The following is a 13,357-nucleotide window of genomic DNA, read 5'->3' as shown; positions in this document are numbered from 1 at the left end:
GCAACAGCTCCCACAGCAATCGCCTGCCGGGGCGTTCGTGAAGTGATGGACGATCAGGTATCGCGGTCCCCATGGCTCATCGGATGGCTCAGGGCCCATGGATGGCAAAAACACCAGTACATCTTTGGCCATTGCTGGTTATCGTGATCACTTGCGGCCCGAGCCGGCCTTTTGGAGAGGAACGCCCCGTGCCCACGATCAGCATCATCACCTCTGTACACAACGGCGGCCATCGCTACATTGACGAGACTTACGAATCCCTGCGCGAGCAGAAGCTTCCGGGCGGCTGGGAATGGCAATGGTGCGTCCAAGAGGACGGTCACCCCGGAATCACCGCCGACATCCTTCCCCAGGATCCCAGGATCTCGGTCGAATCCGGACTACGAGGGCGCGTGGCGGTGGCACGCACACATGCTCTCGCACGTGCGACAGGCGAGTTGATCCGGACCCTGGACGCCGATGACGTGTTGTTGCCAGGAGCCCTCGAACGCGACATCGAGACACTGGAGCGAGTTCCGTGGTGTGTTTCCGCGTGCCTTGACCTTCACGAAGACGGCGGCAGTACATCACCGGGACCCAACGACCCTCCGGGCGGCCCCGTCGAGCCTGGCAGGTTCTTCGACGAGGTGGTGGAAGGCCGTCTGTCCGTGCAGACGACAACGTTTGCCGCACACCGTCCTCTCGTGCTTGCACTCGGCGGTTGGCCTGCACTGACCGGCGCCGAAGGGGTGGCCCTGCTGCTTGCCGCGGAAGTAATCGCCCCCGGTGAGTTCATCGCGGAGCCGAGCATCCTTTACCGGAAACACCCCGACCAGACCACCGCGGCTCATCGCTACTGGGATCCGGCGGAGGCAGCCACTCGAATAGAAGCGGGCATACGGCGGGCCCGGGCAATGCGGGAGGTCGGTTGGGCATGGTCGTGAGATCCTCTGCGCTCGCGGAGCAGTGCGCCGCGCCTGCGGCGCACTGAGGAGATCTGACCGCGCGGGCCCGGTCACCGTTGTGGGGCGCAGGGCAGCTGCGAGTGGGCCCAAAGCTCCGGCGGTCGGGGTCAAAGCCACTGGTGGATCCCATTCCGTCACGAGACTGGCTTAGTTTGTCGAGAACTGGTATCAGTTCTGATGCGGCGTCAGGTGTACGGAGCGCTGGGATGGTGCTCCTGGGCGGGAGGCATCAGCGATGGGCGACCTCATCGAGCACGGGCAGCTCTTCATCGGCGGGGCGCCGGCCGAACCGGCGGGCACGGACACCATCGAGGTCGTCTCGCCCCACACCGAGGAGGTCATCGGACGGGTGCCGCACGCCTCGCGGGCGGATGTGGACCGGGCGGTGGCGGCGGCGCGTACGGCGTTCGACAGGGGGCCGTGGGCCCGTACGAGCCTGGACGAGCGGATCGTGGTGGTCACCCGCATCAAGGACGCCATCGCCGCACGGCATGAGGAGATCGCCCGGGTCATCAGCGCGCAGAACGGCTCTCCCTACTCCTGGAGCGTGCGCGCCCAGGCGCTCGGCGCGGTGATGGTCTGGGAGTCGGCGATCGCGGTCGCGCGCGACTTCCCGCACGAGGAGCGCCGGGCCGGGCTGGGGCCGCTGCTGGTGCGGCGTGAGCCGGTCGGGGTGGTCGCGGCCGTGGTGCCCTGGAACGTGCCGCAGTTCGCGGCCGCGGCGAAGCTGGCGCCCGCGCTGCTGGCGGGGTGCTCGGTGATCCTCAAGCCCTCGCCGGAGACCCCGCTGGACTCCTGCATCCTTGCCGAGATCGTGGCGGAGGCGGGGGTGCCGGAGGGGGTGGTGTCGATCCTTCCGGCGGGCCGCCACGTCAGCGAGTATCTGGTCGGGCACCCGGGGGTGGACAAGGTCTCGTTCACCGGGTCGGTGACGGCCGGAAAACGGGTGATGGAGGTCGCCTCGCGTCAACTGACCCGAATCACCTTGGAGTTAGGCGGCAAGTCCGCGGCGGTCATCCTGCCGGACGCCGATCTGGAGGCGGCGGTCGCCGGCATCGTGCCCATCGCGTGGATGAACAACGGGCAGGCCTGCGTGGCCCAGACCCGTGTCCTCGCGCCGCGCGCCCACTACGACGAGATCGCCGAGCGCCTCACGGCGGCCGCCTCCGCCCTGGTCGTCGGCGATCCGCTGGACCCCGCGACACAGGTCGGACCGCTGGTCGCGCGGCGGCAGCAGAAGCGGTCGCTGGACTACATCGCGCTCGGGCAGCGGGAGGGCGCCAAGGTGCTGACGGGCGGCGGGCGCCCGGCGGGGCGGGAGCAGGGCTGGTACGTCGAGCCGACGCTGTTCGGGGACGTCGACAACGCGATGCGGATCGCCCGTGAGGAGATCTTCGGCCCGGTGGTCTGTCTGCTGCCGTACGGGGACGAGGAGGAGGCGGCCCGTATCGCCGACGACTCCGAGTACGGCCTGTCCGGCAGTGTCTGGACGGCGGACGTCGGGCGCGGCGTCGAGTTCGCCCGGCGCATCCGCACCGGCACCTACTCCGTCAACACCTTCGGCCTCGATATGTCCGGGCCCTTCGGCGGCTACAAGAACAGCGGCATCGGGCGGGAGTTCGGGCCCGAGGGGTACTGCGCATACCTGGAGCACAAGACGATCCATCTGCCGCGGGGGTGGGACGGCTGATGGGGGACCGCTGGCGGATCGGGGTGGACGGCGGGGCGTGCGTCGGCTCGGGGATGTGCGTGTCCACCGCGCCCGGTGGGTTCCGGCTGGAGGGGGCGCGGCAGTCGTGGCCGGTCGCGACGGAGGCGGACGCGTCCGAGGCGGTGCCGGCGGCGGCCGAGGCGGTGCCGGCGGCGGCCGAGGGGTGTCCGGTGGAGGCGATCGCCATCCGGCTCCTGGGAAGCGGCGAACCGGTGTTTCCCCCGGACGAGTAGCTCCGCCCCCGGACGAGTAGCTCCGCCCTCGGACGGTCCGCGGGTCCTCTACCTTTCGGACCTGGCCCGTTGCGAATTATTCGTGCGCATTGCACGACCTCTTCATGACACTTGTGACTGTTCGGCTTCGCTCGTGGCGTGGAAGTCTTCGTGTACACCGCGAACCGGCGGTGCCCCCCGGGCCTTGACCGCCGATCCGGGCACCCGGTGCGCGGGCAGGTGCCGGCCGACCGCCGGCCCCGGCCCGCGCCTGTGTCTCACCCTGTCCTCAGACCCACCCCTCGCCCCGGGAGATCCGTATGGCGTCCACACGGTTGCGTGCCCCGGTCTTGCGCGTGATCGCGGCCAGATAGTTGCGGATCGTCCCGTTGGACAGATGCAGAGTCCGGGCGATCTCCGGGATCGAGGAGCCGTCGGCGGCCAGGGACAGTACGCCCAACTCACGGTCGGTCAGCGGGATTTCGGCGGCCTGGAGAAAGCCGTAGCCCAGCGAATCATCGACGAACCGTTTTTTCTTGGCCACCTGCCGAATGCCGTCCAGAAGACGCTGTGGCGGGGCGTTCTTGTCGATATAGCCGAGGGCCTGGGCCTCATGGGCGCGGCGCAACGGGCCGGGCCGTCCGGCGTGGGCCAGCACGAGCAGTCCGCACTCACCGTCCTCACTGGAGGCCAGGCTTACGATCTTCGCTAGATCACCCTTGCGCGCCACCCCGTCGGGACCCGCGGAGTCCGTGTCCACCACGCAGACATGCGGCTGCGAGGAACGGGCTCTGCTGCGCGCGTCACGCCAGGAGGACGCGACCACGTCGATGTCCGGCTCGGCCCGTAACAGTGATGCCAGCGCCGAGCGCAGCAGGCATGAATCGTGCACCAGAAGTACCCGGATCACGAACTTCTCCACCCCCATTGATGTCCTGCTTCCGTCGCACGCGGTTGTCGCTCTGTCGCGCGCCGTTCATGAATACCGGGATTGCCCATGCCGTGAACGCGGAATTCAAGCCAACGGGGGGCGTGCGGGCGCACAATCAACCGCTCCCGCGCTACATGGGGCGCGATGAGCGCCGCATGCGCCCCCGTGCGCCGGCTAGTGGGACGGAGCCGGAGCAGTGAGATCGATGAGGCGGCAGACCGTCTCGATGTCAATCTTGACCTGGGCAATCGAGGCGCGTCCCGAGAGCCAGGTGATCAGCGCCGAGTGCCAGGTGTGCTCGATGACGCGGACGGCGGAGAGCTGCTCGGCCGTCGGCGGGCCCTCCAGCCCCATCGCGTCGAGGATGATCGCGGTGGTGAGCCGGGAGACGGTGTCCACCTCCGGGCTGACCGATCGGTCGGCGAAGGTGAGCGCCCGCACCATCGCGTCCGCCAGATGGGGCTCGCGCTGCAGCGCGCGGAAGGCGCGCATCAGGGTCTGCGCGACCCGGGCGGCCGGGTCCTCCTCGGTCGGCGGGTGCTTGCGCAGCGTTTCGTGCATGTGCTGCAGCTGGTCCTGCATGGTCGCGACCAGCAGATGGACCTTGGACGGAAAGTAACGGTAGAGGGTGCCGAGCGCGACACTGGAGCTCTCCGCGACCTCGCGCATCTGGACCGCGTCGAAGCCGCCGCGGCTGGCCAACCGGGCGCTGGCGTGCAGGATGCGCCGGCGGCGCGCCTCCTGCCGCTCGGTCAGCTGCAGGGAGGCCGGCTTGACTTCTGCGGTCATGTGCCCCACTTCGGGTGTGTTGCGTCTGCGGGTCGTCGACAAGTGGACATCGTGCATGATGGCAGGGTCGGCCTGGTCGTGCGAGTTACTGAAACTCGTTCTAGGCTAGCGCGGCGGACGGCCGCCGCGCCCCTGTCTGCGCAGTTCGTAGCGGTATCGCCGCGGTCGCCGTACGGTCCCGGACCGGCCCCCGCTACCGAGTGGTAGGGATCACCCGTCCCGGCCCTGGAGCGGGCCGCCGGGGCGGGTATCTTCGATTCCTCTCGGGGGGATCCGATAGTGAAACTTGTTCTAGATAATCGGAAGCGGTTACGCTCCCGCTGAACTGCACCAAGGAGGGGGCGCGAGTGACCGCAGAGGCCGCGCAGGAGACCGGGGCCGACCACCTTCGAGGCCCGCTGCCGACGGCGCCCCCCGCCGACACCGACGGACCGCTGCGCATCGCACTGCTCAGCTACAAGGGGAACCCTTTCTGCGGGGGCCAGGGCGTCTATGTGCGCCATCTCTCCCGGGAACTCGCCCGGCTCGGCCACACCGTCGAGGTCATCGGCGCCCAGCCCTATCCGGTGCTCGACGCCGAGGCGGGCGTGACCCTCACCGAGCTGCCGAGCCTCGACCTCTACCGCCAGCCCGACCCGTTCCGCACGCCGGGGCGCGAGGAGTACCGGGACTGGATCGACGCGCTGGAGGTCTCCACCATGTGGACCGGCGGCTTCCCCGAGCCGCTCACCTTCAGTCTGCGCGCCCGCCGCCATCTGGCCGCCCGCCGCGAGCAGTTCGACGTGGTGCACGACAACCAGACCCTCGGCTACGGACTGCTCGGCCTGGAGCGGCTCGGCTTCCCCCTGGTCACCACCATCCACCACCCGGTCACCGTCGACCGGCAGCTGGAGCTGGACGCCGCGGACGGCTGGAAGCGCCGCGCCTCCGTGCGCCGCTGGTACGGCTTCACCCGCATGCAGAAGCGGGTGGCCCGGCGGCTGCCCTCGGTGCTCACCGTCTCCGGCTCCTCCCGCCGGGAGATCGTCGACCACCTCGGGGTACGGCCGGGACGGGTGCACGTGGTGCACATCGGCGCGGACACCCGGCTGTTCTCGCCCGACCCCGCCGTACCGCACATACCCGGCCGGATCGTCACGACATCGAGCGCCGATGTGCCGCTCAAGGGCCTGGTGTATCTCATCGAGGCGCTCGCGAAGGTCCGCACGGAGGCCCCCGAGGCGCACCTCGTGGTCGTCGGCAAGCGGCCGGAGGAGGGCCCGGTGGCCGCGGCCATGTCCCGCTACGGGCTCACGGGCGCCGTGGAGTTCGTCAAGGGCATCAGCGACGCCGAGCTGGTGGACCTGGTGCGCGGTGCCCAGATCGCCTGTGTGCCGTCGCTGTACGAGGGGTTCTCGCTGCCCGCCGCCGAGGCGATGGCCACCGGCACCCCGCTGGTCGCCACCACCGGTGGCGCCATCCCCGAGGTCGCGGGCCCCGACGGCGAGACGTGCCTCGCCGTCCCGCCCGGCGACGCCGGGGCGCTGGCCGCGGCCCTGTTGCGGCTGCTGAACGACCCGGACCTCCGGCGGCGGCTCGGCACGGCGGGCCGTGAGCGGGTGCTGCGGCGCTTCACCTGGGAACAGGCCGCCCGTGGCACCGTCGAGCACTACCGCGCGGCCATCGGCGCCCGGCGCCCCTGACCTCCCGATCCGCCTCGTCTCTCTGCCTCAACCCACCCCCACGATCCCGCCTGACGAAAGCAGACCCCCGTGCTGACCGTCGATTTCTCCCGCTTCCCGCTCGCCGCCGGCGATCGCGTTCTCGATCTGGGCTGTGGCGCCGGCCGGCATGCCTTCGAGTGCTACCGGCGCGGTGCCCACGTCGTCGCGCTGGACCGCAACGGCGAAGAGATACGCGAGGTCGCCAAGTGGTTCGCCGCCATGAAGGAGGCCGGCGAGGCCCCCGCCGGTGCCACGGCCACCGCCATGGAGGGGGACGCGCTCGCGCTGCCCTTCCCCGACGACAGCTTCGACGTCGTGATCATCTCCGAGGTGATGGAGCACATACCGAACGACAAGGGTGTGCTCGCCGAGATGGTGCGGGTGCTGCGCCCCGGCGGCCGGATCGCGGTCACCGTGCCGCGCTACGGCCCCGAGAAGGTCTGCTGGGCGCTGTCGGACGCGTACCACGAGGTCGAGGGCGGCCACATCCGGATCTACCGCGGCGATGAACTCCTGGAGCGGATGCGGGAGGCCGGGCTGCGGCCGTACGGCACCCACCACGCCCACGCCCTGCACAGCCCCTACTGGTGGCTGAAATGCGCCTTCGGAGTCGACAAGGACGGGGATGCGGCGCCGTTGCCGGTGCGCGCGTACCACAAGCTGCTGGTCTGGGACATCATGAAGAAGCCGTTGGCCACCCGGGCGGCCGAGCGGGCGCTGAACCCGCTGATCGGCAAGAGCTTCGTGGCGTACGCGACCAAGCCGAACGCGCCGCGCGAGGCCCGGGCGTGACGGCGTACGACCGCCGCCCCGGCCCCCGTACCGAACGGCTCGTCCTGCCCGGGGTCCTCACCGCCGAGGAGGCGCTGCGCACGGTCGAGGGCATCGCCGCCGTCCAGCGCGAGGACGGCGCCATCCCGTGGTTCCGCGGCCACCACCTCGATCCGTGGGACCACATCGAGGCCGCGATGGCCCTGGACACGGCGGGCGAGCACGAGCGCGCCGAGGCCGCCTACCGCTGGCTGGCCGACCACCAGAACCCCGACGGCTCCTGGTACGCGGCCTATCCCGACACGGCGAGCGGAGTGGCCGCCGCCGCGCCCACCGACCGCGCCCGCGAGACCAACTTCTGCGCGTACATCGCCGTCGGCGCCTGGCACCACTACCTGGCCACGGGCGACGACGCCTTCCTCGACCGGCTGTGGCCCACCGTCTACGCGGCCGTCGAGTTCGTGCTCGGCCTCCAGCAGAGCGGCGGCCAGGTCGGCTGGCGGCGCGCCGCGGACGGCACCGCGGACCCCGACGCCCTGCTGACCGGCTCGTCCTCCATCCACCAGGCGCTGCGCTGCGCGCTGGCCATCGCCGACCACCGCGAGGAGCCGCAGCCCGACTGGGAGCTGTCGACCGGGCTGCTCGGCCATGCCATACGGCACCACCCCGAGCGCTTTCTCGACAAGGGCCACTACTCGATGGACTGGTACTACCCGGTCCTCGGCGGCGCCCTCACCGGCGCCGCGGCCAAGGAGCGCATCGAGGCCGGCTGGGGCCGCTTCGTGGTGCCGGGGCTCGGGGTGCGCTGCGTGTCCACCAACCCCTGGATCACCGGGGGCGAGAGCTGCGAACTGGCGCTCGCGCTGTGGGCGATGGGCGAATCCGACCGCGCCGTGGACATCCTGCGGTGGATCCAGCCGCGGCTGCGCGCCGAGGACGGCATGTACTGGACGGGGTACGTCTACGAGGACGACGCGGTGTGGCCGGAGGAGCGGACGACCTGGACGGCCGGATCGCTGCTGCTGGCCGTGGCGGCGCTGGGCGGTGACGAGGCGACGACGGCCGTCTTCGGCGGCGAGCGCCTCCCGTTGGGGCTGGACTCGGACTGCTGCGGATAGGCCGGAGCTCCGCCCCGGAGCCCGGGGCGGAGCCGAGCGGGTTTCACGGGGTCAGCCCCGTCGGATGCGTCCGGCCAGAGCGTGTCCGATGAACAGGTAGACCAGCGCCGGCAGGCCATAGTTGAGAACCGTCCTCAGCCACTCGACGTCCATCGTGAACAGGTCGTACGACCAGCTCGCGAGCCAGCGCGCGGCGTCGTGGACGAAGTTCACGAGGTCGTTGGCGCGGTTCGCGTCGAGGAGCGAGAAGAGTATCCACAGGCCGAGGATGAATGCGGTGACGTCCGCGACGACCGCGACGACGGTCGCCGCCTGATTGTTTCTGTTGCGATAACTTGGCGACATGCCGCTCGTGTTGCCGCCCTGGACCGACCCAAACCGATAGGGTCCGGCCTCACGCGGTCCGGCCTCACGCGGTCGCGCGGGCGGCCATCTGCGCGACCGCCGTGCCGAGCCGGATGCGGCTGGTGTGGGCGGCGAGCCAGGTGAGCGGGGCGAAGGCGTCCGAGCCCCAGGGCTCGGCGGTCCACACGCAGTGGTAGCCCAACCGCTCGGCCTCCTAGGCGAGTTCGAGACGACGGGGGTCGGGGCCGCGGCCCCAGTAGCCGAGCGCCAGGCCGAGCCGCATGATGAGCCCCCCGCTCCTCGCCGGTCGGTGCGTGCGCGAACCCGGCCGGACTGTACGGGCGGGGTGCGGGAATGACAATGGCCCCTCCTCCGGCTCCGAAGAACCGGACGAGGGGCCGAACGACGTCAGGCGTCAGCTGTCGGCGTCAGCCGCGCTGAATCCCCGTGGTGTCCTGCAGCACGCCACGGCGGCCGTCCTGGGTCTGGGCGACCAGCGCCTGACCGCGCTGCTCGACAGCCAGGTACCAGGTGCCGGGGGCCAGTTCGGCGATGGTGCTCGACGAACCGTCCTCGGCGTACAGCGGCCGGGCCACCGGAACCGCGAACCAGAACGGGGCGAAGTCGCCGCCGCCCGCAGCCGGAGCCGCCGGGGCCGGCTGCTGGGCGCCGAAGGACTGCGGACCGGACTGGGGCTGGCCGGGCTGCGCACCGTATGGCGCCGGGGCGCCGGGCTGGGCGCCCGGACCCGGGTAGCCGTAACCCGGCTGCGGGGCCTGGCCGCCGTACGGGGCCGCGCCCGGACCGGTGGCGCTCATCAGCGGGGCCTTCAGGGCCGGGACGCGCTGGGTGAGCAGCGCGACGGCCGCCATCGCCAGGGTGGCGATCAGGCCGAGGATCTGCCCGACGCCCTTGTCGAGCTGGTCAGGGCCACCGATGATCGTCCACAGCGAGCTCCACGCCGCGAACACCGCGAGCGCGGTGCCCCACTGATCGAGCGTGAGCCCGAACAGATTGCGGCCCGCGGGCTGGAAGCGCGCGGAGACGATGAGCACCGCGGCGATCACACCGGCGAGGAAGATCGAGGGCAGTACGGGGAAGAAGTCGGACTTCCATCCGTTCTCGCCGGTGTTGTCAGGGCAGAAGTCACCGCTGCAATCGATGGTGTAGAAGTCGAGGAAGGAGGCGATGAACAGCAGCACCGCTGCTCCGATCACCACGCCGTCGCCTCGAGTGAGCGAGCGGATGTTCAACGTGAGGTCCTTTGTCGGTTTCGTCGGGTCTAGCGCTGCCGCCAGGCGCGTGGCGCGAAGGCGTCGGGGGTGGGCCCCATCGTACGGGTGAATCAAGAGGCGGAGACGGTGGGTGTCCCATCGGTATCCCGGTCGTGACCTCCCGTTCGGGTCGCCGGAGTGCTACTCGTTCAAGAAGTCCGTAATGCCCTGTGCGATACCGCCGGCCGCGCGCTCGCGCCACTTCGCGTCGGTCAGTTGCGCCGCGTCCTTCGCGTCCCGCATGTTGCCGCACTCGATGAACACCTTCGGCACGGTGGAGAGGTTGAGCCCGCCGAGGTCGCCGCGGACGTTCAACCCGCTGCCGTCGCCGATGTAGTCGGCCGGTTGGCTGCCGGTGGCCTTGGTGAACCGGCTGAGCAGCCGCTCTCCGAGACGACGGGACGGGGCGGCGATCGCCGAGGTGTCCGCGCCGCCGCCGTGCACCGACTTGGGCAGGATCACATGGAAGCCGCGCTCCCCGGCGGCCGCGCCGTCCGCGTGGATGGAGACCACCGCGTCGGCGTGTGCCGTGTTCCCGATCCGTGCCCGCTCGTCCACACACGGCCCGTACGGCCGGTCGCCGTCCTGGGTGAACGTCACCGTGGCCCCCCGCGCTTGGAGCAGGGCACGGGCGCGGCGTGCGACATCGAGCGTGAACGACGCCTCCGCGTAACCCGAGTCGGTGGCCGTGCCGGTGGTGTCGCACTCCTTCTTGCTGGTGCCGATGTCCACCAGGCGCCCGATCCGGGACGGGTGATCGCGGTTATGGGGGTTGTGGCCGGGGTCGAGCACCACGACCTGCCCCTTGAGGGGCTTGCCGGACGACGATCCTCGCGAGGTCGGCGAGGCCGGCGAGGCCGGCGACGACGGTGGCGGCGGGGACGAGGTCGAGGACATCGTGGGCCCGCCGGACGCTCCCCGGCCGCCGTCCTGCCCCTCGTCCCCGCCCGCCGAGCTCCACAGCAGCCAGCCGGCGAAGCCGACGGGTATCAGCGCGGCCAGGACGATGGCGAGAGTGCCGCCGCGGCGACCGGGCTCGGAGAAGAAGCTGCCGTTGGACACTCTGGCGATGGTAGCCGTGCGAGGGGCGCCGCTCAGGCGCCGGGACCCTTACCGGCGGTTGCCGTACCCCCCGTACGGCGCAGTACGCGCAGCGAGCGGACCGCGGAGACCTCGGCGAACGCACCCGAGGCGAGGGCGCGGCGGTAGATCCGGTACGGCGCCTGACCGCCGTCGGCCGGGTCGGGAAACACGTCGTGGATGACGAGCAGCCCGCCGGGCGCGACATGCGGCGCCCAGCCCTCGTAGTCGCCGCTCGCGTGCTCGTCGGTGTGCCCGCCGTCGATGAACACGAGCCCCACCGGGCGCCCCCAGACCGCCGCGACCTGCGGGGACCGCCCGACGGCGGCGATGACATGGTCCTCCAGACCGGCCCGGTGCAGGGTGCGCCGGAAGGTGGGCAGCGTGTCCATCCGCCCGACCTCGGGGTCGAACACATCCGGATCGTGGTACTCCCAGCCCGGCTGCTGCTCCTCGGAACCCCGGTGGTGGTCCACGGTGACGGCGACCGTCCCGGCGGCACGGGCGGCGTCGGCCAGCAGAATCGTCGACCGCCCGCAGTACGTGCCGACCTCCAGCAACGGCAGCCCGAGCCCGGCGGCCACCTCGCGGGCGGCGGCGTACAGGGCGAGCCCCTCGTCGAGCGGCATGAAGCCCTTCGCGGCCTCGAAGGCGGCGAGGGTCGCGGGGTCGGGGGTCTCGGAGGCCGTGCGGGCGGCGGCAGGCTGGGTCACCGGGCCATCGTGCCGCATGGCCTGGCCGGCCGGACTCGGGGGAGGGGCTTCGGCACGAGCGCCCCCGCCGCGCCCGCGCGCCCGCAGCCGCTTCTACGTACGGCACCCCTTTGTATTTCAGCGCGGCGCCGCGCCCGCGCGCCCGCAGCCGCTTCGGGCCGGAGTCCTACGCCCGGTGCGGTCCGTCGGATGCGCCGAAATGCCGATGCGGCGGGCAGGTCGCTGATGCGAGCATCATGAGCATGACCGCCCGCACTCCTTACCCCTCCCCGCCCGGTACGGAACCCGCCGCCGCCCCGCGCGGCGCGCCGCCCGCCTGGGCGGTGCTGCTGGCGGCCTGCTCCGGGCAGTTCCTCGTCGTGCTCGACATCTCCGTGGTCAATGTCGCGCTGGCGTCCATCCGCACCGACCTGGGGCTCGGCGAGACCGGGCTGCAGTGGGTGGTCAACGCGTACGCGATCACCCTGGCCGGGTTTCTGCTGCTCGGTGGGCGGGCGGCGGATCTCTTCGGGCGCAAGCGGGTCTTTCTCGTCGGGCTCGCCCTGTTCACCGCCGCCAGCCTGGCGGGCGGGCTCGCACAGCAGCCGTGGCAGCTGCTCGCGGCCCGTGCCGTGCAGGGGCTGGGCGCGGCCGTGCTCTCACCGGCCACGCTCACCATCCTCACCACCACCTTCCCGCACGGTGCGGCCCGCAACAGGGCCATCGGCACCTGGACGGCGGTCGGCGCGGGCGGGGGAGCGGCGGGCGCGCTCGTCGGCGGGCTGCTCACCGACTACCTCTCCTGGCGCTGGGTGCTGCTGGTCAATGTGCCCGTGGGCGCGCTGGTGCTGGTGGCCGCGGCGCTGTGGCTGACCGAGAGCCGGTCCGGGGCGGCGCGCCGCCTCGACGTGCCGGGCGCGGTGCTGGTCACGGCGGGCGTCGCGGCGCTCGCGTACGGCATCGTGCAGACCGAGCCGCACGGCTGGGGCGCCGCCGAAGCGCTCGTACCGCTGCTCGGTGGGGTGGCGCTGCTGGGTGGATTCCTGGCCGTCGAGGCCCGTACGCGGGAGCCGCTGATGCCGCTGCGGCTGTTCCGGATCCGGGCGGTCACGGCGGCGAACGCGGTGATGGTGGTGTGCGGCGGCGGTATGTTCGCGATGTGGTACTTCATGTCGCTGTATCTGCAGAACGTGCTGCACTACAGCCCCGTCAAGGCCGGTCTCGCCTTCCTCCCGCACAGCTTCTCGATCGTCCTCGGCTCGAAGCTCGCACCCCGGCTGATGGTGAGGTTCGACGGGAAGGCGCTGGCGATGGCGGGTGGGTCGCTGGCCGTCGTCGGCTACGCCTGGCAGAGCCGGATGGAGGCCGACGGGACCTTCCTGGGGACCGTTCTGGGCCCGGCGATCGTGATGTCGCTGGGGGCGGGTCTGATGATGACCCCACTGGCCGCGGCCGCCACCTCGGGCGCGGCCCCGTCCGAGGCCGGGCTGGTGGCGGGGCTCGTCAACACCTCCCGGCAGATCGGCGGCGCGCTCGGCCTCACCGTGCTGGCGACGGTCGCGGCCGAGCGGATCGCGGCCGGCACCCGTGGTGGTGCGCGGGCCGAGGAGGCGCTGGCGGCCGGCTACGGGCAGGCGTTCACCGTGGCCACGGGGATCATCGCGGGGGCGGTGCTGCTGATGGCGGCGCTGTTGCCGCGCACACCGCCCGGCGGCGCCGCGAGCGCCGACGACCGCTCCTCCTCATAGCCCTTGAGAAGCCGTATCCCAACCGAACATGATCCCTTG

13 protein-coding genes and 1 pseudogene are annotated in these 13,357 nt (G+C 71.5%); 7 read left to right on the top strand and 7 right to left on the bottom strand.

Annotation, left to right across the window (positions count from 1 at the left end; genetic code table 11):
• The first annotated feature begins 188 nt into the window (after positions 1-188).
• The 3 genes from ABZU99_RS31825 (at position 189) to ABZU99_RS31815 (ending at position 2,888) form a co-directional block, all read left to right on the top strand.
• Positions 189-923 (top strand): glycosyltransferase, encoded by a 735-nt coding sequence (locus ABZU99_RS31825; protein ID WP_356048454.1) that lies wholly within the window; start codon positions 189-191, stop codon positions 921-923.
• Between the two features lie 256 nt (positions 924-1,179).
• Positions 1,180-2,634 carry an aldehyde dehydrogenase gene (locus ABZU99_RS31820; RefSeq protein WP_356048452.1) on the top strand — a complete coding sequence of 485 codons (1,455 nt, stop codon included), beginning with the start codon at positions 1,180-1,182 and terminating at the stop codon, positions 2,632-2,634.
• Positions 2,634-2,888, top strand: a complete 255-nt coding sequence (locus ABZU99_RS31815) for a ferredoxin (RefSeq protein ID WP_356048450.1) — start codon at positions 2,634-2,636, stop codon at positions 2,886-2,888. The genes ABZU99_RS31820 and ABZU99_RS31815 overlap by 1 nt, the downstream gene beginning before the upstream one ends.
• A 268-nt stretch (positions 2,889-3,156) precedes the next feature.
• Here ABZU99_RS31815 and ABZU99_RS31810 read toward each other — a convergent pair whose 3' ends face one another.
• Together ABZU99_RS31810 and ABZU99_RS31805 are read right to left on the bottom strand one after the other, a co-directional pair.
• Positions 3,157-3,777 (bottom strand): response regulator transcription factor, encoded by a 621-nt coding sequence (locus tag ABZU99_RS31810; RefSeq protein WP_355951330.1) that lies wholly within the window; start codon positions 3,775-3,777, stop codon positions 3,157-3,159.
• 195 nt (positions 3,778-3,972) lie between these two features.
• Positions 3,973-4,587 carry a TetR family transcriptional regulator gene (locus tag ABZU99_RS31805; RefSeq protein WP_355951327.1) on the bottom strand — a complete coding sequence of 205 codons (615 nt, stop codon included), beginning with the start codon at positions 4,585-4,587 and terminating at the stop codon, positions 3,973-3,975.
• Positions 4,588-4,985: 398 nt separating this feature from the next.
• Between ABZU99_RS31805 and ABZU99_RS31800 the strand changes: the two genes are divergently transcribed.
• The 3 genes from ABZU99_RS31800 (at position 4,986) to ABZU99_RS31790 (ending at position 8,179) form a co-directional block, all read left to right on the top strand.
• Positions 4,986-6,269, top strand: a complete 1,284-nt coding sequence (locus ABZU99_RS31800) for a glycosyltransferase family 4 protein (RefSeq protein WP_356048509.1) — start codon at positions 4,986-4,988, stop codon at positions 6,267-6,269.
• 69 nt (positions 6,270-6,338) lie between these two features.
• The gene (locus tag ABZU99_RS31795; protein ID WP_356048447.1) at positions 6,339-7,082 is read left to right on the top strand and encodes a class I SAM-dependent methyltransferase; all 744 of its coding nucleotides are present in this window, start codon (positions 6,339-6,341) and stop codon (positions 7,080-7,082) included.
• Entirely contained in the window at positions 7,079-8,179 is a 1,101-nt protein-coding gene (locus ABZU99_RS31790; protein WP_355951321.1) for a prenyltransferase, read from the top strand. Before ABZU99_RS31795 ends, ABZU99_RS31790 begins: the two co-directional genes overlap by 4 nt.
• 51 nt (positions 8,180-8,230) lie before the next feature.
• Here the strand turns inward: ABZU99_RS31790 and ABZU99_RS31785 are convergent, their stop codons facing one another.
• The 5 genes and pseudogenes from ABZU99_RS31785 to ABZU99_RS31765 all read right to left on the bottom strand — a co-directional run bounded on the left by ABZU99_RS31785 (position 8,231) and on the right by ABZU99_RS31765 (position 11,507).
• Positions 8,231-8,524 carry a hypothetical protein gene (locus tag ABZU99_RS31785; protein WP_355951319.1) on the bottom strand — a complete coding sequence of 98 codons (294 nt, stop codon included), beginning with the start codon at positions 8,522-8,524 and terminating at the stop codon, positions 8,231-8,233.
• Positions 8,525-8,591: 67 nt separating this feature from the next.
• Positions 8,592-8,807, bottom strand: a pseudogene (locus ABZU99_RS31780) (LLM class flavin-dependent oxidoreductase); the annotation flags it as partial.
• A 145-nt stretch (positions 8,808-8,952) separates the two neighbouring features.
• The gene (locus ABZU99_RS31775) at positions 8,953-9,777 is read right to left on the bottom strand and encodes a hypothetical protein (RefSeq protein ID WP_355951316.1); all 825 of its coding nucleotides are present in this window, start codon (positions 9,775-9,777) and stop codon (positions 8,953-8,955) included.
• Between the two features lie 162 nt (positions 9,778-9,939).
• Positions 9,940-10,860 carry an N-acetylmuramoyl-L-alanine amidase gene (locus ABZU99_RS31770; RefSeq protein ID WP_356048444.1) on the bottom strand — a complete coding sequence of 307 codons (921 nt, stop codon included), beginning with the start codon at positions 10,858-10,860 and terminating at the stop codon, positions 9,940-9,942.
• Positions 10,861-10,892: 32 nt separating this feature from the next.
• Positions 10,893-11,507 carry a class I SAM-dependent methyltransferase gene (locus tag ABZU99_RS31765; protein ID WP_356048507.1) on the bottom strand — a complete coding sequence of 205 codons (615 nt, stop codon included), beginning with the start codon at positions 11,505-11,507 and terminating at the stop codon, positions 10,893-10,895.
• Positions 11,508-11,833: 326 nt separating this feature from the next.
• Between ABZU99_RS31765 and ABZU99_RS31760 the strand changes: the two genes are divergently transcribed.
• Entirely contained in the window at positions 11,834-13,318 is a 1,485-nt protein-coding gene (locus ABZU99_RS31760) for an MFS transporter (RefSeq protein WP_356048442.1), read from the top strand.
• Positions 13,319-13,357 lie beyond the last annotated feature (39 nt).

The organism is Streptomyces sp. NPDC005266 (assembly GCF_040607655.1).
Classification (GTDB): domain Bacteria; phylum Actinomycetota; class Actinomycetes; order Streptomycetales; family Streptomycetaceae; genus Streptomyces.
This window is presented reverse-complemented; position numbering and strand designations above follow the sequence as displayed.